The following is a 19114-nucleotide window of genomic DNA, read 5'->3' on the forward strand; positions in this document are numbered from 1 at the left end:
ATAACAGACATATGTCAGATAAAAAAATCGCATTTATAGGCACAGGTAATATGAGCTACGCCATCATTGGTGGCATGGTAAAAAACGGCTTTAACGCAAATAATATTATTGCGACTAACCGCAACCAAGAAAAACTAGCTAAGGTAGCTGCCGATTTCAAAGTGCAAACCACCAGTGACAATAACGAAGCTATGCGCGATGCCGATGTCATTGTTTTGTCTGTTAAACCACAAATGATGGGCGATTTATGTCAATCATTTCAAGATTCAGGTGTCGACTTTAGCGATAAATTATTTATCTCAGTCGCGGCAGGGTTAACCGTTAAGCGCTTACGTGAAATGCTTGGTCAAGATGTAAAAATGGTACGTTGTATGCCAAATACGCCATCATTACTTGGCCGTGGTGTATCTGGCTTATATGGTGCAGGCGAAACCCAAAGCGAGCATGAGTTTGTACAGCAAGTATTTGAATGTACCGGTATTGTTGTATGGGTAGAGCAAGAATCACAAATTAACGATGTGATAGCTGTTACCGGCTCTTCACCGGCTTACTTTTTCTTATTTATGGAAGCCATTGAAGAAAAAGCCAAAGCGCTTGGGTTTAGTGATGAAGACGCACGCCGCTTAGTGCAGCAAACCGCCCTTGGCGCAGCTGAAATGGCACTTAGCCAAACTGATATTAGCATTTCACAATTACGTTCAAATGTGACATCAAAAGGCGGTACCACGCATGCAGCTGTTGAGCATTTAAAAGCACAAGGTTTAACTAAAACCGTAGGCGATGCAATGGATGCGTGTATTGCGCGTGCAGTGCAAATGGAACAAGAACTTTAAAACCATTTTTTATTGAAGGTTATACTATGAATGCCATGCAATTTTTAATTAGCACCTTGTTTGATCTATTTTTAATGGTGGTACTACTGCGTTTTTGGCTACAGTGGGCAAAAGCCGACTTTTACAATCCGATGAGCCAATTTGTGGTGAAAGCCACTTCGTTTGCAGTTAACCCGCTGCGAAAAATCGTTCCGGGGCTAGGCGGGCTTGATTTAGCCTCTTTGCTGCTGGCATTTATAGTGGCTGCGGCAAAAATAAGTACCCTAATGTGGCTTATTTATAGCTCTTGGGCTATTCAACCTGTGCTTATACAGGCGCTAATAACTGTTTTAAAAGAAGGTTTAAATTTAGTCTTTTGGGTGTTAATTATCCGCGCTATTTTAAGCTGGGTAAGCCAAGGCTATAACCCAATTGAAGCGGTATTCCATCAGCTTACTGAGCCAATGTTAAAGCCTATCCGTAAAGTTTTACCGCCACTAGGAGGCTTAGATTTATCGGTACTGGTACTAATCATCGGCATTCAGTTTTTACAAATGCTGCTAATGGACCTTTTAGCTTAAGCATAACGTAATATAAAAGAGGCCTAGTGCCTCTTTTTACATACTCAGGAGTTAACTATGCAACGTTTAATAAAGTTTTGTTTTATTGCTTGTCTCGCTTTAGCATTTAATGCGCACAGCGCACAAGAACAAGGCGCTCAATATAAAGAACTAGGCCCTTGGCAAGTTCATTATATAGCCTTTCCATCAACGTTTATTCAGCCACAAATAGCCAAAACGTACGGCCTGGAACGCAGTGGCTATAAAGGCATTGTTAATATTTCTATCTTAAAAAATGATGCCAATAAAACAGCGCAAAAAGCGACATTACAAGGCACCGCTAAAAACTTATTAGGTAACAAGCAAACCCTTAACTTTAAAGAAGTGGTTGAAGGCGATTCTGTTTATTACCTAGCACAAGTAGATTACACCAACGAAGAGATTTTACGTTTTGAAATTGAAATCCAACAAGGTAACCAGTTCCAAACATTAAAATTTCAGCAAAAATTTTACGTAGATTAAATATGACCAACACCTTAGTACTTGCAACCGGCAATCCCGGCAAAGTAAATGAGCTGGCTAACATGCTCAGCTCGCTTAACATTAATGTAGTACCACAAAGCGACTTTAATGTCAGTGACGTGGCCGAAACAGGCACCACGTTTGTAGAAAACGCGATAATTAAAGCGCGTCATGCAGCTAAAATAACTGGATTACCGGCTATTGCTGATGATTCGGGATTAGAAGTTGATAGCTTAAATGGCGCACCCGGTGTTTACTCTGCTCGCTTTGCCGGAGCGGGTGCCAGTGATCAAGATAATATCGATAAATTACTGGCTGATTTAGGCGATAACCCTAACCGACGCGCTCGTTTTTGGTGTGTGTTAGTACTGATGCGTCACGCCGACGACCCTACCCCACTTATTTGCAGTGCTAGCTGGGAGGGCGAAATTACCCTTAGCCAACACGGTGAAGGTGGCTTTGGCTACGATCCTATCTTTTTTGTGCCATCAGAAAACTGTACCAGTGCAGAGCTGACAAAAGCGCAAAAAAATGCCCTAAGTCATCGTGGGCAAGCACTTAAAATGTTACTGCAAGAGCTACAACACAAAGGCGGCCTGTGAACCTTCCTCCACTGAGTTTATATGTGCATGTGCCATGGTGCGTGCAAAAATGCCCTTATTGCGATTTTAATAGCCACGGGCAAAAAGGTGACATCCCTGAAGCTGAGTATGTACAGCATTTAATCGACGATTTAAAAGCTGATTTACACTTAGTACAAGGGCGTAAGATTCACAGTATTTTTATTGGCGGCGGCACACCAAGTCTATTAACCGGCGCGGCATACACCCGTTTACTCAAGGAAGTAGATAGCCTAATTGGCTTAAGCGATAACTGTGAAATTACCCTTGAAGCAAATCCCGGCACAGTCGAAACTGGCCGTTTCAAAGATTATGTAAAAGCAGGCATTAACCGTATCTCTATCGGTGTGCAAAGCATGCAGAACGATAAGTTAAAAGCTCTAGGTCGAATTCATGGTGCCGATGAAGCCAGTTATGCAGCACAACAAGCCAATGAAGCGGGATTAAATAGCTTTAATCTTGATTTAATGCATGGCTTACCAGGGCAGTCTCTTGATGATGCACTGAGTGATTTAAAACAAATTATTGCGCTCAATCCACCGCATATTTCTTGGTATCAGCTCACGATTGAGCCCAATACGCAATTTGCTTCAAAACCGCCGACTTTGCCACAAGATGAAACCTTATGGGATATTCAAGAGCAAGGCCAAGCATTATTAGCACAAGCTGGCTATCAGCAATATGAAATATCAGGGTATGCAAAACCTGGCTATCAATGCCAACATAACTTGAATTATTGGCGGTTTGGCGATTATCTTGGCATTGGCTGCGGCGCTCATGGTAAGGTCACTGATGCGAAAACGGGGGTGATAACACGCACTGAAAAGGTAAAACACCCTCGGGGCTACATGGATATTATTAAACCCTACCTGTACAAAAGCTGGCAAGTAGAGCAAGACGACTTAGCGTTTGAATTTTTTATGAATCGCTTTCGTTTAATAGAGCCATGCCCTATAAATGATTTTAATGCGCTGACGCAGCAACCACTGCAAAGCCAACAGCATGCACTAGATAAAGCCATTAATGCCGGTTTACTAACAAAAACAGACAGCCACTGGCACGTTACACTCCAAGGCCAACGTTTTTTAAATGATCTACTTGCGTTATTTGTTTAGTGACAATAATAGGTTTCTAACAACAAAAGGGAAACGAATGCGTAAACTTACTTTAATTGCTGCCACCATCAGCGTGGCACTACTTGCCGGTTGCCAACAAGCAACACAACAATCAACGTCTGCACCGGCGGTTCAAGCTCAACCTGTACAAAGTGAAATTGATAAAGCGAATGCTTTTTTTGAAGACACTTTTAATCGTGATGTAATGAGTAGCCCAGTTTATCAAACCTATATGGGCATCAAAAAAGATTACGATAAATGGGATGACAACAGCGAAGAAAAAGCGCTAAAAGACTTGGCACAAACTAAAGCCGATTTAGTCACGCTCAACAACATTGACCGTGCGCAATTAGATGCAGCTACTCAAGTAAGTTATGATTTAAAAAAACAAGATTTAGAAGCCAGCATTGCTGATTTCAAATGGCGTTACCATAACTACCCAGTAAACCAAATGTTTGGTACACATTCTATGGTGCCGGCTTTTTTAATTAACCAGCATCAAATTAGCAACGTAAAAGAAGCCAACGATTACATTGCCCGTTTAAACGGGGTTCCGGGTGTATTCGATCAACTGATTACCGACTTAGAAATTCGCGCCGATAAAAACATCATCGCCCCTAAATTTGTATTTCCACACGTGATTGATTCAAGCAAAAACATCATTAAAGGTGCGCCGTTTGAACAAGGTGAAGATTCAACTCTTTTGGCTGACTTTAAACGTAAAGTAAATGCATTAGAAATCGACCAAGCTGAAAAAGATGCACTTATTAGTAAAGCGACTGATGCATTAAAATCGGCAGTTAAACCTGCTTACTCTAAGTTAATCAACTACATTGCACAGTTAGAAAAACGTGCTGATGACCGTGACGGTGCTTGGAAATTCCCTGATGGCGAAGTGTTTTACAATAACGCACTGAAACGCACCACCACGACAGACCTTACAGCAAAAGAGATTCACGCCATTGGCCTTGCTGAAGTATCACGTATTCATGATGAAATGCGTGCTATTAAAGATAAAGTCGGCTTTGAGGGCGACTTAAACGCCTTTATGCAGTTTATGAAAACCGACAAGCAATTTTATTTAGCTAACACTGAAGCTGGTAAAGCGCAGTACCTAAGCGAAGCTAAAGGCTTAATTGATAACATGAAAACACGCTTAGATGAGCTGTTTATTGTAAAACCAAAAGCCGACATGATTGTAAAACGTGTTGAAGCATTCCGTGAAAAAGCGGCAGGTAAAGCGTTTTATCAGCAACCTGCGCCAGATGGTTCTCGCCCAGGTATTTACTACGCCAACCTATACGACATGGAAGCAATGCCTACGTACCAAATGGAAGCCTTGGCTTATCATGAGGGGATTCCGGGTCACCATATGCAAATTGCCATTTCACAAGAACTTGAAGGTGTACCTAAGTTCCGTAAATTTGGTGGTTACACAGCCTACATTGAAGGCTGGGGGTTATACTCAGAATTACTACCAAAAGAAATGGGCCTTTACGAAGACCCGTATTCAGATTTTGGTCGCTTAGCCATGGAATTATGGCGTGCATGTCGTTTAGTGGTTGATACCGGTATTCACGCAATGAAGTGGACTCGTCAAGAAGGTATTGATTACTACGTTAACAACACTCCTAACGCGACTTCTGACGGTGTGAAAATGGTTGAGCGCCACATTGTAATGCCATCTCAAGCAACGGCTTACAAAGTAGGTATGCTGAAAATTTTAGAACTACGTGAAGATGCTAAAATGCAACTTGGCGATAAGTTTGATATCCGCCAGTTCCACGATGTAGTGCTTAAAAATGGCCCTGTACCATTAAACGTACTAGAAAACTTCGTTAATGAGTGGATTGCCAGCAAACAAGCTTAATTTTTAAGTATTTACTTAAAGGTATAAAAGGTCGCAATTGCGGCCTTTTGTTTTATAAAGCAAAAAATTAAGCTAGGATAAAGTTGGAACTCAAGGAGAACAGAATGGATCTAAGCATACAGCTACTCAATGCGCGTATTAAACAACAGCAGTTTGATGAACTAGATAACGATTTTAAAAAGCTCACTGAGGCACAGCAAGTAATACAGCTTAATTACCTATTTGAAAGTGCGCTACGCATGAGTATTAAATACGATTTTATGCAAAACATCGCCATGCGTATTTTAACCACCAATACGCCACCAGCGCCGTTTATTGAAAAACTAACCAGTTTAGATGCGCTGAGCTTTTTTACGCCTGCACTTAAATTAAATAAGGGGTTTATTAGTACAGACGACACTGGCAATAACGCCCTGCATAATGTATTTAAGCAAGCAATGCCCACACAACTGCCTTTTAACTATGTTCGCTCGTTGATGTTATTTGAATCTAATGAAGAGTTACTACATGCGTTAGCACATACAAATAAGCAAGGGCTCACTCCGGTTGCCAGTTACATTGCCTATGCACATAAGCCAAACTTTCCGATAAAACATGAATTTTCGGCCTTGCTCGCATTAATGGAAATAGAGCAAAAACAAAATCCTGCAGCAAAATTACAAATACTTGAGGCATTAAAAAATAATCCCCCAAGCGAGATAACCTTGCTACTAAGCGCCGCTTATTTACAGCGCTCTACTGAACAAGTGGCGGCTCTAATCTGATAAGTAATATTCTACGCTGGTAACAACACGTACGTTTTTAATTTGCGGCGTGTTTGAATCCCGATCGCTAATGCTAAACTGCCCTTGGCGAGCGGTTTTAATTTTACCTAAGCGTGAATTTGAATCTTTAGCAAACTTATCTGCCACTTCACGAGCTTTTTCTGTGGCTTCTTGCACCATGGCTGGTTTTATATCGTTAAGCCCAGTAAAAATATACTCAATACGGGTTTGATAGTTGTCTTGCACAATAGCTATATTTTGTTTAGCTAACTGACTCACTTTGCTCAGTGCGTTTTTAACTTTATCAGGAGCATTTGAATACACAATAATATTTGAGCTAATAACATACCTAAACTTTTGATTATCATTCGCGTATTCACGGGCTTGCTTATCTATAATAGATTGAGTACCTGTCGATATTTCTTCATCATCAAAGCCGTGTAACTTTAAAAAAGCAATCACCGCATCGTTTTTTTGCTCAACTCGCTCAACAAGCTTTTCAAGATTGTTGTCGGCATCGTTAAACTGTAAAGGCCAAATAACGGTATCTGCCACAACTTCTCGTTCAGCTAACCCTTTTACCTGCACCGTGCGCTCCATCCCTTTAATATCAAGCGCAGCCCCTTTTACAATAAAACCCAATGCAATTAGGCCAATGCTTAAACACGCCGCTGCCATAACAACACTTAAATTCGATATTTTATTCACCTTAATCTCCTTGATTAGGGTCTGTTGACCTTTGCGGATTAAAACTTGTTCAAACTAGGGGCGATTTAATCGCGGCGCGAGGTTTGTAACCTAGTGGGCTAAGTAAAAACCGAGCAACAAAGAGTAAATCGCCCCTAGGCAGAACCCTTCGGGCAGCGCCTGTTTGGCATTTATGCTGCGTTATCGCCTATTTATGGGGAATAACCACACCACATAGGCTCTGCCTTGCCTAAATACCAAACAGACTGCTGCAAGTTTAACCTTGAAAGGTCAACAGACCCTAATATCAATAATAAGCACGTTCACGCTCGAAAAAACATAATAAACAGGTTACATTGAAAGGGTATAGATAGCAAAACTTAATCAGCCAAGGAAACGCAATGAGTCTAAAACGTATTAGCCAGTTTTTTAATCCAAGCTCAGTCGCTGTTATTGGGGCATCAAACACCCCTACTCGGGCTGGTAATGTGGTAATGCGTAATTTATTACAAGGCGGGTTTAAAGGGCCCATCATGCCCGTTACCCCCAATCATACTGCGGTGCATGGCGTATTAGCTTACCCAAGTATTGAGGCTCTCCCCAAAGTACCTGATTTAGCCGTTATTTGTACCAATAAAAACACCTTAATGAAAATTATTGAGCAGCTAGGTACGCTGGGGTGTCATAGCGCTATTATTATTGCTGATGGCCTAACAAGCGCGCAAAAACAAGAACTTAAAGATAATGCTGTGAAGCATAAGGTAACGCTGCTTGGCTCAAATTGCTTAGGGTTACTTATTCCGCATATAGGTTTAAACGCGAGTTTTTCGCACACTGTTGCCACGCCAGGTAAACTGGCTTTTGTGTCGCAATCAGCGGCTGTTTGTTCAACGATTCTTGATTGGGCTAAAAATAAAGAAATTGGCTTTTCATACTTTATATCTATGGGAGATTGTTTAGATATTGAGTTTGACGAAATACTCGACTTTTTAGGCCGCGATGCTAAAACCAAAGCTATCCTACTTTACATAGATAACATTAATGATATTCGCAGCTTTATTTCTGCCGCGCGTGCGGCGGCATTTTCTAAGCCCGTTATTGCTATTAAAACGGGCAGAACCAGTGCAGGCGCTCTTGCTGCTGAAATACACACCGGCGGAAAACAAAGCTCAGATGCAGTATATGATGCCATGTTTCAACGCGCAGGGATGTTAAGAGTAAATGATTTGCGCGAGCTTTTTGCCGCCACTCAAACCTTAGCAATGCACCCCAAATTATTGCAAGTAGAGCAGCTAACTATACTAACTAATGGCGGCGGCCCTGGAGTGATGGCCGTTGATGAACTTATTCAAAGCTCAGGTAAACTTGCTCAGCTTAGTGATAAAACGCGCGAAGCACTCAATAAAGTGATCCCACATTCAGACACAACATCCAACCCTGTCGATATATTTGGCGATTCTGCGCCAGTGCGTTACAAACACGCATTAGAAATACTGCTTAATGCTAAAGAAGTTAAAAACTTACTGATCATTCATACTCCATCGGCATTGGCCCCGAGTGAAAATTATGCTCAGGTTATTGTTGAGGCTCTGAACAAATTACCGAAAATGGCACGTCCGTATGTGATCACTAATTTCATGGGAGAAGATGCCGCCTTCGCAGCCAGGCGCATCTGCGCAAATAATGCCATTCCGACCTATCGTACCCCAGAAGGCGCAGTAGGTGCCTTTATGCACTTAGTAAGCTATCGTCGTAACCAAAAACATTTAACCCAAACGCCAGAATCAAACACCGATGATGCGACTATTAATAAAGCAGCAGCTAAAGCAGCTATTAAAGAGTTTTTAGATGATGAGCAACATTACTTATCAACCCATCAAGCGAGTCAAATTTTAAGTAGCTACGGTATAGACTGTATCCAAACTGAAGTAGCCTACACCCCTACTGAGGCAAAAGAGCAAGCAATAGAGCTAGGTTTTCCGGTCGCATTAAAATTGATGAGCCCCAGTATTCCCTCTAAGTCTGAAGTCGGTGGCGTAGTACTCAACCTCAATGATGCACAAGAGGTCGAGCAAACGGCATTTGCCATGCTGTTAAGAATAAAAAACACCTACCCTGATGCTATTATTGATGGCTTTTCGTTACAAAAAATGGCGCCAAGAGCAGGTGCCAATGAGCTGCGCATAGCCATTAAAACAGAGCCTAATTTTGGGCCAGTTATTTTATTAGGTGAAGCTGGCACAGGGCTTGAGTACGCTCAAGCGGCGGTGGCCTTGCCACCACTGAATATGAACCTAGCTAAATATTTAATTGCCGCCGCCCATGATAAGGGAGTTCTTAAAGATCGCATTCTGCCAGAAAAAGTAGATAAATATCGTTTATGTGCGCTACTGACCCGAATTTCTCAACTCGTTGTCGATCAACCGGATATCACCTCGTTAGAGCTAAATCCTATTTTAGCCAGTAATGGGCAGTTTTTAGTCCTTGATGCCACCATGAACCTAAATCAGTATCAGGTTCAGGCGCACCGAAAACGTTTATCAATCCGCCCTTATCCTATTGAGCTGGTTGAAACGGTGACCCTAAAAAATAAGACCTTAGCAACGCTCAGACCAATCAAACCAGAAGATGAGCAGGCACATCAAGAGTTTGACCGCTCCTTAAGCAAAGAAGATAGATACAAGCGCTTTTTTGGTGAATTGCCACAATTTAACCATGATCAACTCGCTAAAATGACGCAAATTGATTACGACCGCGAAATGGCATTTATTGTTACCCAAACACAAGACGAGCAACAGCACACATTAGGGGTTTCGCGAGTGATTATGGATCCCGATAACTTACAAGCAGAGTTTGCCATTGTGGTACGTTCTGATTGCCAAGGACTTGGGTTAGGGCGTATTTTAATGAACGCGGCTATTTCTCACTGCAGACGCCAAGGCGTGAAAACGGTTGAAGGTATCACCCTGCCAGAAAATACCGGCATGATTGAGTTGGCTCGTAAACTCGGGTTTAAAATAAGTCGTGATTTTGAAGAAGGCAGTATCAATATGCTGCTCACATTATAATAGGTACTATGCGTAAACTAAGACAAACCATAAACCAAGTATTTGAAGCGTCAGGTAAGTATCAGCGAGCGGGACACATTTTAGATATCATACTGATCAGTATCATTATGATTAATGTGGTGGCGATTGTACTTGAGTCGGTGCGCAGCATCGCAACCGAGTACTATAGCGAGTTTTTAATCTTGGAGCTGGTATCAGTGGCTATATTTAGTGCTGAATACCTAATACGTGCTTGGACCTGTGTCGATCGCGTAAAGTACGCCTCCATGAATTGCTCAAACACACAAAAACGGATTCGATATATTTTATCACCTCTGGCAATTATCGATTTAATTGCCATTTTGCCTAGTTTATTAATGTTTTTCTTTGCTATCGATTTGCGTTTTTTACGGGTACTGCGGTTGTTGCGGGTATTTAAGCTCACTCGTTATTCTCGAGCAATGCAATTGTTATTGCAGGCGTTTATTGATGAGTCGAGTTCATTACTGGCGGCATTTTTTATTATGTCTGTGTTACTTATTTTAGCCTCTTGCGGTATTTATTTATTAGAGCACGACATTCAACCAGACAAGTTCGGCTCTATTCCTGCAGCCATGTGGTGGGCAATGGCAACCCTGACTACGGTTGGTTATGGCGATGTTGTGCCTATAACGCCTATTGGTAAACTATTTGGTGGCGTAATCACGTTGGTGAGTATGGGGATGGTTGCCATACCAACCGGTTTATTAGCGTCGAGTTTCTCAGAGCAAATCCGCAAACGTCGCCAGCTCTTTGAAGATGCCACCCACGAGAAAATAACCGATGGTAAGCTTACTGATGAGCAGATGCATCACCTTGAGGAGTTACGCTACAAACTAGGGCTAAGTAAGCTAGAGGCCAATAAAGCAATAAAAGCGGAGCTAAATAAACGCAGCTCACACTTATTTTGCCGTCACTGTGGTAAACGTCCTTAATAAAATAATGTATTAAGCGGCGCTTTAAGCTTGTGAGAATACAGGGTGCCAATCGTGCTCAATAAGCTCAAGCACCTGCTCTTTAGGCACCGCTTTACTAAACAAGTAACCTTGAAAGTAGCTACAACCTTGCGCTTTTAAAAAAGCCAACTGATGTGCGCTTTCAACCCCTTCAGCAATGCACTCTTTACTTAAACTGCTTGCTAAAGCTAGTGTAGATTGAATAATCGCTTCGTTATCCGAATCAATACCAATATCTTGCACAAAGCTGCGATCTATTTTTAATACATCAATCGGAAAGCGCTTCAAATAAGTTAATGAGGCGTACCCTGTTCCAAAATCATCCATGTACAACTTACAACCTAGTTGCTTTAGTAAGTCCATATTTTTAAGCGCATGTTCTGAGTCTCGCATTAAAATAGACTCTGTTATTTCAAATACAATAGCCTCGGGCGGCAGTGCTGCATTGTTTAGTGCTTGGCGAATTTCAGGGACGAGTCCGATAAATTCAAAATCCAGTGCTGAGAGGTTAATTGATAGGTATAGATCAGGACACACTTTACGCCAACGAGCTAACTGCACCAAAGCACGCTTAAATGTTTGTAGCATTATTTTAGTGATTAAACCTATATTTTCAGCTACGTTTGCAAACTCTTGTGTACTCGCTAACTGATTATCAGGCCAGCGTAGTAACACCTCAAAGCCCACTGTTTTTTGCGTAGACGCATTAATAATGGGTTGATAATAATTACAAAATTCATGTTCATGATAAGCTTTGATCAACTGTGATTCTAAATGCATCGCCTTTTCAACACGTTGATTCATTTCTTGTTTGTAAAACTTATAACACCCTTCCAAGCCATCTTTAGCATAATAAAGCGCCACATTTGATGCTTTCAACAGTGCTTTATAATGCGCGGCATCATCAGGGAAAATAGCCACACCAATACTTAGGTGCACATTGACGCTTTGCTGATTCATAACAATGTCTTTACTCACGCAATCCATTAGTTTGGTGCATATAAGTAATACTTCTTCTATTTGCTGAATATCTTCAACTAGAATTACAAATTCATCACCGCCTAAACGCGCGACGCTATCACAACGGCGTAATGCTGTTTTCAAGCGGTTTGCCACCAGCTTTATTATCTCATCGGCGTTTTCTGTGCCAAATGAATCATTAAAATACTTAAACCGTTTTATATTAACGTGTAACAAAGCCACTTTACACTGATGGCGGCGCGCCTGATTGATGGCATGTATAGCTCTGTCGTTAAACAAGGTTCTATTTGGCAGCCCTGTAAGTGAATCGTAATTAGCTAGTATGTGCAGTTCGCTCTCAGCTAACTTTTGTGCATGAATATCCGTTAAAATAATCACGAAACTACTCAGCCTTTGGCTTTCATCAGCCACGGCGCTTATTTTAACCAGTACATGGCGTTGCTCTTTGTTTGCCAGAACGACAGTGTCTTCACATGAAAAATGTTCGCCCACTTCAAGCTTTTGCATAATTCGTAAATAATCAAAATAGCTACTGCGGGACATTCCCAAATTAAGCGCACGGGTTGAACGAGGCTCTGCTGATAAGCCAAAAGCGCTTTGCAGCGATTTATTTGAGGCACGTATATTAAAGTTTTTATCTAAGATAAACACCCAATCTCGGGTTTGTTCAAACGCGGCGGTAAATAACCGTGCATGCTCTTCAAACACCCTTTCACGTGTCATATTGGTATACGTACCGGCTACTTTTTGCGGCGTTTTTTTGTCCCATTCAACCACCTTGCCAAAGTCTTTGTACCAGCGCCAATGACCTTTGGCGTGGCGTAATCGGTAGGTACAATTAAAATACCCTTTATCTGTTGATAAAAATTCTAACCACTCCAACCTAAAAATAGCACGCTCGTGAGGGTGAATTTTTTCTAGGTAGTCATCTAAACTCACCGAGTCATCTTCGTAGCCTAATTCGTTGACTAATCTAGGCTGATAAATATTTAACTGGCTCGCCTGCCAATCCCATACCCCGGACTCACTTCCCTCTAGTGCAAGCTTTAAACGCGCTTCACTGTCTTGGCTTTCTTTGTGTGCTGCCAATAAGATACGCTGTATTTTGTTGCGCCTCATTACCCATGCAGTCACTATGGTGATCAATAAAATGGCATAAAGCGCTAAAAAGTATGGAGCACGCCATAGCGGATATTTCACTTTAATATTTAACGTTGCTGGCGCAGTATAGTTGCCGGTCAGTGGATCTTTTGCCCAGACTTTTAACTGGTAGCTGCCTGGGTTTAATTTAGGAAACACCACCCGATTATTTCGGGTATAACTTTTTTTACCTTTATCGAGCTGATATTCATAAATAATGCGCTCTTGGAAGCTAAATGACATCGCTGAAAATGCAATCTCAAGCCCGATATCATCATGGTTTAAAGTGATATTTTTTAATGGCTGCTGTAAATTTATAGACAAGTCCCGAGACATTAAGTTGATGCGCGTGATATTGACCTGATCTAATAAACCTTGGCTATTTTTATTGTCTTTAGGATCAAAGTAGGTAAAACCTTTGAGGCTACCGAAGGCAATTCGACCATCCGCTAACTTAGCCATAGCGCCATTATTAAACTCAGCAGAGAGCACCCCATCTGATGTTGTAAATTGCTGAAAATGAATTGTTTCAGGATTTAGTCGCCATATTCCTTTATGGCTACTCATCCAAATCATTCCCTCTTCATCAAGAACCATATCGTACAACAAGGTGCCTAGTTTATTTTTATCTAAATCAATTGTGTGCACTAACTCATAGGTCGTTACATCTATACCAATCAGCCCAAAATTAGATAACGATAGCCAAAGTATGCCTTGCCCATCTACCACGTAGGAAAGAATACTAACGGCTACATTTTCATGGTGTTTAGGCACTTTATAAATGGTGTTTAAACTTAAATCATTGGGGTTAAATTGATATAAAACGCCACCACTAAAAAATAATGGCTTCTCGGGTTGGTGCGGTAATGGGGGTAAAAAGCCATGCGCTAAAAAAGGGTCAAATTGTGCTAATTCGCCTTTTAAGTGAACTAATTGTCGGCTATCAATATTATATTTAAACATACCATGATCTGGGTGTACAAAATACAAATCCCCGTTTGGTAGCAATGTCAGGCCATGCATCCAATCATTTAAAAAAACCTGATTGGTAGGACTGTTAGTTTTTGGTTGGGTAAGTTGCTGAGTTTGCGGGTCAAAAATGAATAATCCTCGGTTTGAGTGCAGCCAGAGTTTATCTTTGTAAGGCATAATTTTGAAAATAGTAAACTCTGTGGTCAGTAAATCGACTTTATAATCTTTTAAATACACCTTTGAGCGATTACTTTTTAAATCAACCGCAGTTAAACCATTGTGTGTGCCTAACCATAGCTTTTCTTGGAACTCCTTAATTGACCATACCGAATGATGTGATAAACCATCCCCAATCAGTGCATTTCCCTCTACATTATAAAACTTGTAATTGTCGCCCGATAAATAAAATGCACCATCGGTTTTAGTGGCTAGCCACATTCCGCCCGATTTATCTTTCACCATATCAATAATACTGTTATCGGCGAGGGTGTACTTACTCTGTTGGATACGTTTATTTTTTACCACTTTTTTAGTAGTTAAATTAAAACAAAGCAGGCCTTTATCTGTTGCTAAATCGAGCACTCCTTGCTGATTATCAATATCCCAAACATTCAAATCGGCCAGTAATTTTTGGCTTGTAAATGATTGTTCGCGGTTGTTAAACATTACCTCTAAATTACTAATATCAACAGCGTATAAGCCCTTAACCGCACCAACAAGCAACTGATTGTTATTACCTAGCGCAAATGATTTCACATTATTTTGATAAATATGTACATCCGTTTCACTCAAGTGCTCGAGTGGCCTTACCTGCTGTGTTGCGATGTTAAAAACATACGCGCCGTCTGTGCTACCTATAAAAATATAACCGTTATAATGAAACAAAGTACGCACAAACGCATTTTCAAATTGCTCAGGAAGTGTAAATAAGGAGGTAATAGAGCCGTTGTCTATATCGAGTTTTGCAAACTCTCGGCCTTGTCCAATCCATAAGGTTTTATCATCGGTGGCTAACATAGTAAAAACGGACTGCTGTAGTATTTGCTCTTCTGTGACAGGTTTTTCTATGTATTGTTGGTAGGTATCCGTTTTCGGATCGTATCTGAACAAGCCTGCTAATAAGGAGGCAATCCAGATATGCCCTTGCTGGTCTTGATATATGCGATCAATGTTCGCCTCTTCTAACTCACCATTAGGGCCATTGATTGTAATAACTTGATAGCCATCGTAACGGTTAAGGCCTCCTTCAGTAGAGAGCCATAAATACCCATTGTTATCGATAAGCATGGTATTAACGTAACTTTGAGATAAGCCTTCGCTTGGGGATAATCGTTTTACTTGCGCTGTTACTTCAACGCTTATGAGCATAAACAGCACAAATATGGCTGTGATAAACCCATTAATACTCATACCCATGCTTGCCCTATTACTAATTTATGTTTTATTGATATTTCAATGCGGTAATATTTCGGTGCTTATAAGCATCAAATAGCGTTAATAATGCAGGAGTATATGTTAACACTTGGTTAAAACCAAGTGCTTGATAAAAATCAGTAAGGCGTTGATAAGCAAAGGTGTAAACAGGTTCTGTTTGCGCATTTAAAAGGGCAGCTAATAACTGGGTTGCCACCCCCTTTGAACGATAAGAAGGAGCCACGAACACCGTTGATAAAAATAAAAATGTGGGCTTATTCTGTAACCGGCAGGCGGCAATAATCGTATTATTATCGTAAGCGACCCAGACCTGATCCTGTTTATTAGCACGGCCGCGGACGTTATATAACGTATAAAACTTATTAACTAAGGGCGTTTTAATTGATTCTAATTGTTTAATTACAAGCATAGTAGGCAAACCCTAGCTAAGCATAATGGCCAAATACTGCTCAAATTTTTGTTTTAAAACACCTTGCTCTGCAACAGGACGACTATGCAGAGTGTCGTACACTTGCTCACGCGTTTTTTTACCGCGCTTAATTTGATAAGCCCAAAATGAGGCCTCGTAATCTAACTGAATTTGATACTTTTGCTCTCGCGGCAAGTTACACAGATTAAAACTCATATTCACTCCAATTATTAGTGGCTATAAACTTATTGTTGCCTGCATGAATACAGGTAAGTGGCGTGAGCAGCATACGGAGGCTTTGCTCGGCTTTTACTAGCCCACTAGGTTAAACAACTCGCCCGAGCGCCCCTAGTTTGAACAAATTTCCATCCGCAAAGGTCAACAGCCCCTCGCTCAATAAAACATAGATTATACGTTTAAGCTTATAAAAAACTAACTCTATAACTAATAAAAATAAGCGACTGTAAATAATTCAACGTAATCAATAATTGTTGGTGGTAACTTTTGCAAGATTACTAATGCAAACTGTGCAAAAGACAGACAATTTGTTACTATGGCTGCTTATTATCTTGCCGCAATTAATTGGAAATACTGACGTGCTTAAACGCTTTAACGGATTGCTGGTATTACTGTGCTTAGTTTTTAGTAATATGTCTTTTGCGCACAGTTATAGCTACACATTTAATCGCCCGCAAAACACTCAACAAGCAAACTATACCATTGAGCTATTACAATTGGCCTATACAGATATGGGCTTTAAACTAAATATTGTCGATTTTAATCGTCAAAATGCACTATTTGCAGCAGATAATGGCATGTTAGATGGGCAGCTTGCTCGCGATATCAGTATTGAAAGTGCCTATAAAAATTTAATTCGAGTTAACTATCCACTCTTTAAATTTAACCTTGAACTTTATAAACGCTGTGAGCCCAGCTCCACTAAAACCATAGATAGCGTTGCTATTATTTCCAGTTACCCTGTACAACAGCGATATTTAGACAGTATTGATTTTCAAGGTAAGGTAATTGAAGTTAAAAATAATAATACGCAGCTTAACTTACTGATCCAGCAAAAAGTACAAGGAGCGTTACTTATTGATTTTGCGATGGCAAATAAAACCATTCCTCCCTCTTTAGGCTGCTATGAAAAACAAGTCGTTGCAACCTACCCGCTTTATCATTATTTACATCACAGTCATGCGGATATTGTTCCCCAGCTAGAAGCAACACTGGATAAGTTACACAATAACGGCACAGTTGCAAAACTCAGGTCAAAATACAACCTACACTTTTAAAAATCAAAACCTTGTTGATCTGCTTGCGGTGATGATTGTGCCACTTTATTTTTTTGCTGTAAGTAACGTTTATAGCGCTGCTGGCATAAACTCAATACTTTTTTCTTTTGGGAATTCGTTAACGAATTCCATGTAAAACGCTCATCGCGACTGCGATAACAGCCTTTGCAATAACCGCGATTATTAACTAAGCAAATACCTTTACAAGGGCTAGGAATATCAAATATTTCAATTTGTTGCATTTTACCCTCCGGTATTAAAAGCATAGCCTGAGTATAGCGCTATTTTTGTGCAAAAAAAAAGCAGCAAATAAATTGCTGCTTTGTTGTTAGCTTAAGCTGTTAATTACTGCTTACAGCTTTGTTCATCTACTTGTGTTTTTCGATGAAATGGCTTGGCATACATAGCTAAAACCAAAGCCCTTAACTCTTCTGGCACCTTGGCCAAACGTGCTTCAAATTGTACTACGTCATTTTTATTGATCACCGCCTCAGTGCAGCCAGCAGCAATAAAGTTGCCTGGGTGTAAGTAAAACGAATCAATAATTTGCTTATCAATGGTTTTTGCCAGTTCATCGGCACTGTCACAACCTGACTCAATAGGCTGACCAAACGATAAATGCACATGCCCTTTGGCTGAACTAAACCCTTCAACAATGCTGGCAATATCTTCACCCGCCGATTTAACATACTTCCCATGATGTTGTTTATGATATAGCTCTTTTGCCTTAGCTATAGCACAAGGCTCGTATTGGTAAGAGATTGCAACTGGCACCACTTTGAGCTCTTTAATGTATTCGCCAAATTCTTTCTTTTGTTTACGGCCATTAAGTTGCAACATTTTTAAAAGCGCAGGATCAGTTTGATCAACCCCATCTTTAGCGCGCCCTTCTTTTTGGGCAATCCAAATTGAGTGCCCGCTACTGAGTGAATCATAAATATAAGCCGATAACTGAGTCAGCGCTTTTAACATCTCTTTTGGGGCTTTCGCTGAGCGTTTCACAATAAAACTTTTATTTAAGCGCATAAGCTCAGTAATGTAAGGAATTTGCAGCAAGTTATCGCCAATCGCAATTCTCACTGTTTTCATTTTATGCTGGAATAAGCCCCAATTAACCAGTGCAGGGTCAAGTACAATATCTCTGTGGTTTGAAACAAAAAGATAGGCTTGATTAGGGTCTAAGTCTTCTAAGCCAGAAAAAGTGACTTTTGAGGTGGTACGTTTTATTAATGTATTTAAGTAATGTGCCACTTCATTTTGTACATCTTCAACCGTTTTAACTTTGCCCCACTTTTTGCGCAACTGATGCTTTATTATAGCGCGTGCTAAAAACCCAACTGCGGATATAAAGCGTGGCAAATTGTATTTTGCAATTACATCAATAAACGCATTATCGTTAATTAATCGCGTTAATGAGGCGGCAACTTCATCGTCATTGTAAGGTCTTATATCTGCGTACTTATCTTCTAATTCAATCATTTACTGCATCTACAAAGTTAAAAACGGCGCGTTAAAACGCCCCGCTGTGTCTGATTTTGATTATAACTCAATCAAAAATACGAAACTAGCAATACTAAAGTTCGATTTACTGAGTTTTCATAGCGTTATAGTTTAACGCTGAGCCTAGCTGTCTTGCTAACAACGCATACGTATAGACTATGGCTATTAATTATTAATTTAAATGGGTAGACCTTACTAACAGCACTTTATTCAAGTTAACTTAGCAAGGCAGTTGATCATAATAACATGCCAGTTAAGCTTCAGTGGGCAGACCACATTTAAATATGGCTCTACAACTGCTAATGTAAACGCAACATGATAAACCCAATAACATTCAAATAGATGATACTCTTTTTATCACAAGCACTTCGCGTACAGGGGTTATTATTCC

Annotated in this window: 16 protein-coding genes; 10 read left to right on the forward strand and 6 right to left on the reverse strand. The window is 40.5% G+C overall.

The features are described 5' to 3' along the window. The first annotated feature begins 11 nt into the window (after positions 1–11). The 7 genes from proC to BG00_RS01735 all read left to right on the forward strand — a co-directional run bounded on the left by proC (position 12) and on the right by BG00_RS01735 (position 6263). A complete protein-coding gene (proC, locus tag BG00_RS01705; RefSeq protein WP_036980188.1) occupies positions 12–833 on the forward strand; it encodes a pyrroline-5-carboxylate reductase in 822 nt (273 codons plus the stop codon). A 26-nt stretch (positions 834–859) separates the two neighbouring features. Further along, on the forward strand, positions 860–1393 hold the full coding sequence (locus BG00_RS01710) for a YggT family protein (protein WP_036980190.1): 534 nt from the start codon (positions 860–862) through the stop codon (positions 1391–1393). 57 nt (positions 1394–1450) lie between these two features. After that, positions 1451–1894 carry a DUF4426 domain-containing protein gene (locus BG00_RS01715; protein WP_036980192.1) on the forward strand — a complete coding sequence of 148 codons (444 nt, stop codon included), beginning with the start codon at positions 1451–1453 and terminating at the stop codon, positions 1892–1894. Positions 1895–1896: 2 nt separating this feature from the next. After that, on the forward strand, positions 1897–2496 hold the full coding sequence (locus BG00_RS01720) for an XTP/dITP diphosphatase (protein WP_036980194.1): 600 nt from the start codon (positions 1897–1899) through the stop codon (positions 2494–2496). Further along, positions 2493–3629, forward strand: coding sequence for a radical SAM family heme chaperone HemW (gene hemW / locus BG00_RS01725; RefSeq protein ID WP_036980195.1), 1137 nt, complete (start codon positions 2493–2495; stop codon positions 3627–3629). Before BG00_RS01720 ends, hemW begins: the two co-directional genes overlap by 4 nt. A gap of 37 nt (positions 3630–3666) precedes the next feature. Next, positions 3667–5499: a DUF885 domain-containing protein gene (locus BG00_RS01730; protein WP_036980196.1), complete on the forward strand. Its 1833-nt coding sequence runs from the start codon at positions 3667–3669 to the stop codon at positions 5497–5499. A gap of 104 nt (positions 5500–5603) precedes the next feature. Further along, a complete protein-coding gene (locus tag BG00_RS01735; protein ID WP_036980197.1) occupies positions 5604–6263 on the forward strand; it encodes a hypothetical protein in 660 nt (219 codons plus the stop codon). On the opposite strand, the gene BG00_RS01740 is transcribed toward BG00_RS01735, so the two are convergent. Next, positions 6255–6971: an SIMPL domain-containing protein gene (locus BG00_RS01740; protein WP_036980198.1), complete on the reverse strand. Its 717-nt coding sequence runs from the start codon at positions 6969–6971 to the stop codon at positions 6255–6257. The two genes, BG00_RS01735 and BG00_RS01740, sit on opposite strands and share 9 nt — an antisense overlap. A 380-nt stretch (positions 6972–7351) precedes the next feature. Here BG00_RS01740 and BG00_RS01745 point away from each other — a divergent pair, with 380 nt between their 5' ends. Together BG00_RS01745 and BG00_RS01750 are read left to right on the forward strand one after the other, a co-directional pair. Next, positions 7352–10018: a bifunctional acetate--CoA ligase family protein/GNAT family N-acetyltransferase gene (locus tag BG00_RS01745; RefSeq protein ID WP_036980199.1), complete on the forward strand. Its 2667-nt coding sequence runs from the start codon at positions 7352–7354 to the stop codon at positions 10016–10018. Between the two features lie 8 nt (positions 10019–10026). Next, the gene (locus BG00_RS01750; protein ID WP_036980200.1) at positions 10027–10971 is read left to right on the forward strand and encodes an ion transporter; all 945 of its coding nucleotides are present in this window, start codon (positions 10027–10029) and stop codon (positions 10969–10971) included. A 24-nt stretch (positions 10972–10995) separates the two neighbouring features. Here the strand turns inward: BG00_RS01750 and BG00_RS01755 are convergent, their stop codons facing one another. Genes BG00_RS01755 through BG00_RS01765 form a run of 3 tightly spaced genes read right to left on the reverse strand, consistent with a single transcriptional unit; the run spans position 10996 to position 16144 of the window. Then, complete coding sequence (locus tag BG00_RS01755) at positions 10996–15501, reverse strand: EAL domain-containing protein (RefSeq protein ID WP_036980201.1); 4506 nt, start codon at positions 15499–15501, stop codon at positions 10996–10998. Between the two features lie 25 nt (positions 15502–15526). After that, complete coding sequence (locus tag BG00_RS01760; protein ID WP_036980202.1) at positions 15527–15928, reverse strand: GNAT family N-acetyltransferase; 402 nt, start codon at positions 15926–15928, stop codon at positions 15527–15529. 12 nt (positions 15929–15940) lie between these two features. Beyond that, complete coding sequence (locus BG00_RS01765; protein WP_013465864.1) at positions 15941–16144, reverse strand: DUF3283 family protein; 204 nt, start codon at positions 16142–16144, stop codon at positions 15941–15943. A 434-nt stretch (positions 16145–16578) separates the two neighbouring features. Here BG00_RS01765 and BG00_RS01770 point away from each other — a divergent pair, with 434 nt between their 5' ends. Then, positions 16579–17223 (forward strand): type 2 periplasmic-binding domain-containing protein, encoded by a 645-nt coding sequence (locus BG00_RS01770; protein ID WP_051498249.1) that lies wholly within the window; start codon positions 16579–16581, stop codon positions 17221–17223. Here BG00_RS01770 and BG00_RS01775 read toward each other — a convergent pair. Then, positions 17220–17465, reverse strand: coding sequence for a DUF1289 domain-containing protein (locus tag BG00_RS01775; protein ID WP_036980203.1), 246 nt, complete (start codon positions 17463–17465; stop codon positions 17220–17222). The genes BG00_RS01770 and BG00_RS01775 overlap by 4 nt on opposite strands. A 103-nt stretch (positions 17466–17568) precedes the next feature. Further along, the gene (locus BG00_RS01780; protein ID WP_036980204.1) at positions 17569–18702 is read right to left on the reverse strand and encodes a 1-acyl-sn-glycerol-3-phosphate acyltransferase; all 1134 of its coding nucleotides are present in this window, start codon (positions 18700–18702) and stop codon (positions 17569–17571) included. Between the last annotated feature and the right edge of the window lie 412 nt (positions 18703–19114).

Source organism: Pseudoalteromonas sp. SCSIO_11900 (assembly GCF_000576475.1).
GTDB classification, from domain to species: domain Bacteria; phylum Pseudomonadota; class Gammaproteobacteria; order Enterobacterales; family Alteromonadaceae; genus Pseudoalteromonas; species Pseudoalteromonas tetraodonis.

Bases quoted from the DNA above. Each gene is read 5' to 3' on its own strand.
- BG00_RS01765 (WP_013465864.1), bottom strand. From the start codon at position 16,144: ATGAGTTTTAATCTGTGTAACTTGCCGCGAGAGCAAAAGTATCAAATT.
- BG00_RS01770 (WP_051498249.1), top strand. From the start codon at position 16,579: ATGTCTTTTGCGCACAGTTATAGCTACACATTTAATCGCCCGCAAAAC.
- BG00_RS01745 (WP_036980199.1), top strand. From the start codon at position 7,352: ATGAGTCTAAAACGTATTAGCCAGTTTTTTAATCCAAGCTCAGTCGCT.
- BG00_RS01780 (WP_036980204.1), bottom strand. From the start codon at position 18,702: ATGATTGAATTAGAAGATAAGTACGCAGATATAAGACCTTACAATGAC.
- BG00_RS01720 (WP_036980194.1), top strand. From the start codon at position 1,897: ATGACCAACACCTTAGTACTTGCAACCGGCAATCCCGGCAAAGTAAAT.
- BG00_RS01710 (WP_036980190.1), top strand. From the start codon at position 860: ATGAATGCCATGCAATTTTTAATTAGCACCTTGTTTGATCTATTTTTA.
- BG00_RS01755 (WP_036980201.1), bottom strand. From the start codon at position 15,501: ATGGGTATGAGTATTAATGGGTTTATCACAGCCATATTTGTGCTGTTT.
- BG00_RS01750 (WP_036980200.1), top strand. From the start codon at position 10,027: ATGCGTAAACTAAGACAAACCATAAACCAAGTATTTGAAGCGTCAGGT.
- BG00_RS01715 (WP_036980192.1), top strand. From the start codon at position 1,451: ATGCAACGTTTAATAAAGTTTTGTTTTATTGCTTGTCTCGCTTTAGCA.
- BG00_RS01775 (WP_036980203.1), bottom strand. From the start codon at position 17,465: ATGCAACAAATTGAAATATTTGATATTCCTAGCCCTTGTAAAGGTATT.
- BG00_RS01735 (WP_036980197.1), top strand. From the start codon at position 5,604: ATGGATCTAAGCATACAGCTACTCAATGCGCGTATTAAACAACAGCAG.
- BG00_RS01730 (WP_036980196.1), top strand. From the start codon at position 3,667: ATGCGTAAACTTACTTTAATTGCTGCCACCATCAGCGTGGCACTACTT.
- proC (WP_036980188.1), top strand. From the start codon at position 12: ATGTCAGATAAAAAAATCGCATTTATAGGCACAGGTAATATGAGCTAC.
- BG00_RS01760 (WP_036980202.1), bottom strand. From the start codon at position 15,928: ATGCTTGTAATTAAACAATTAGAATCAATTAAAACGCCCTTAGTTAAT.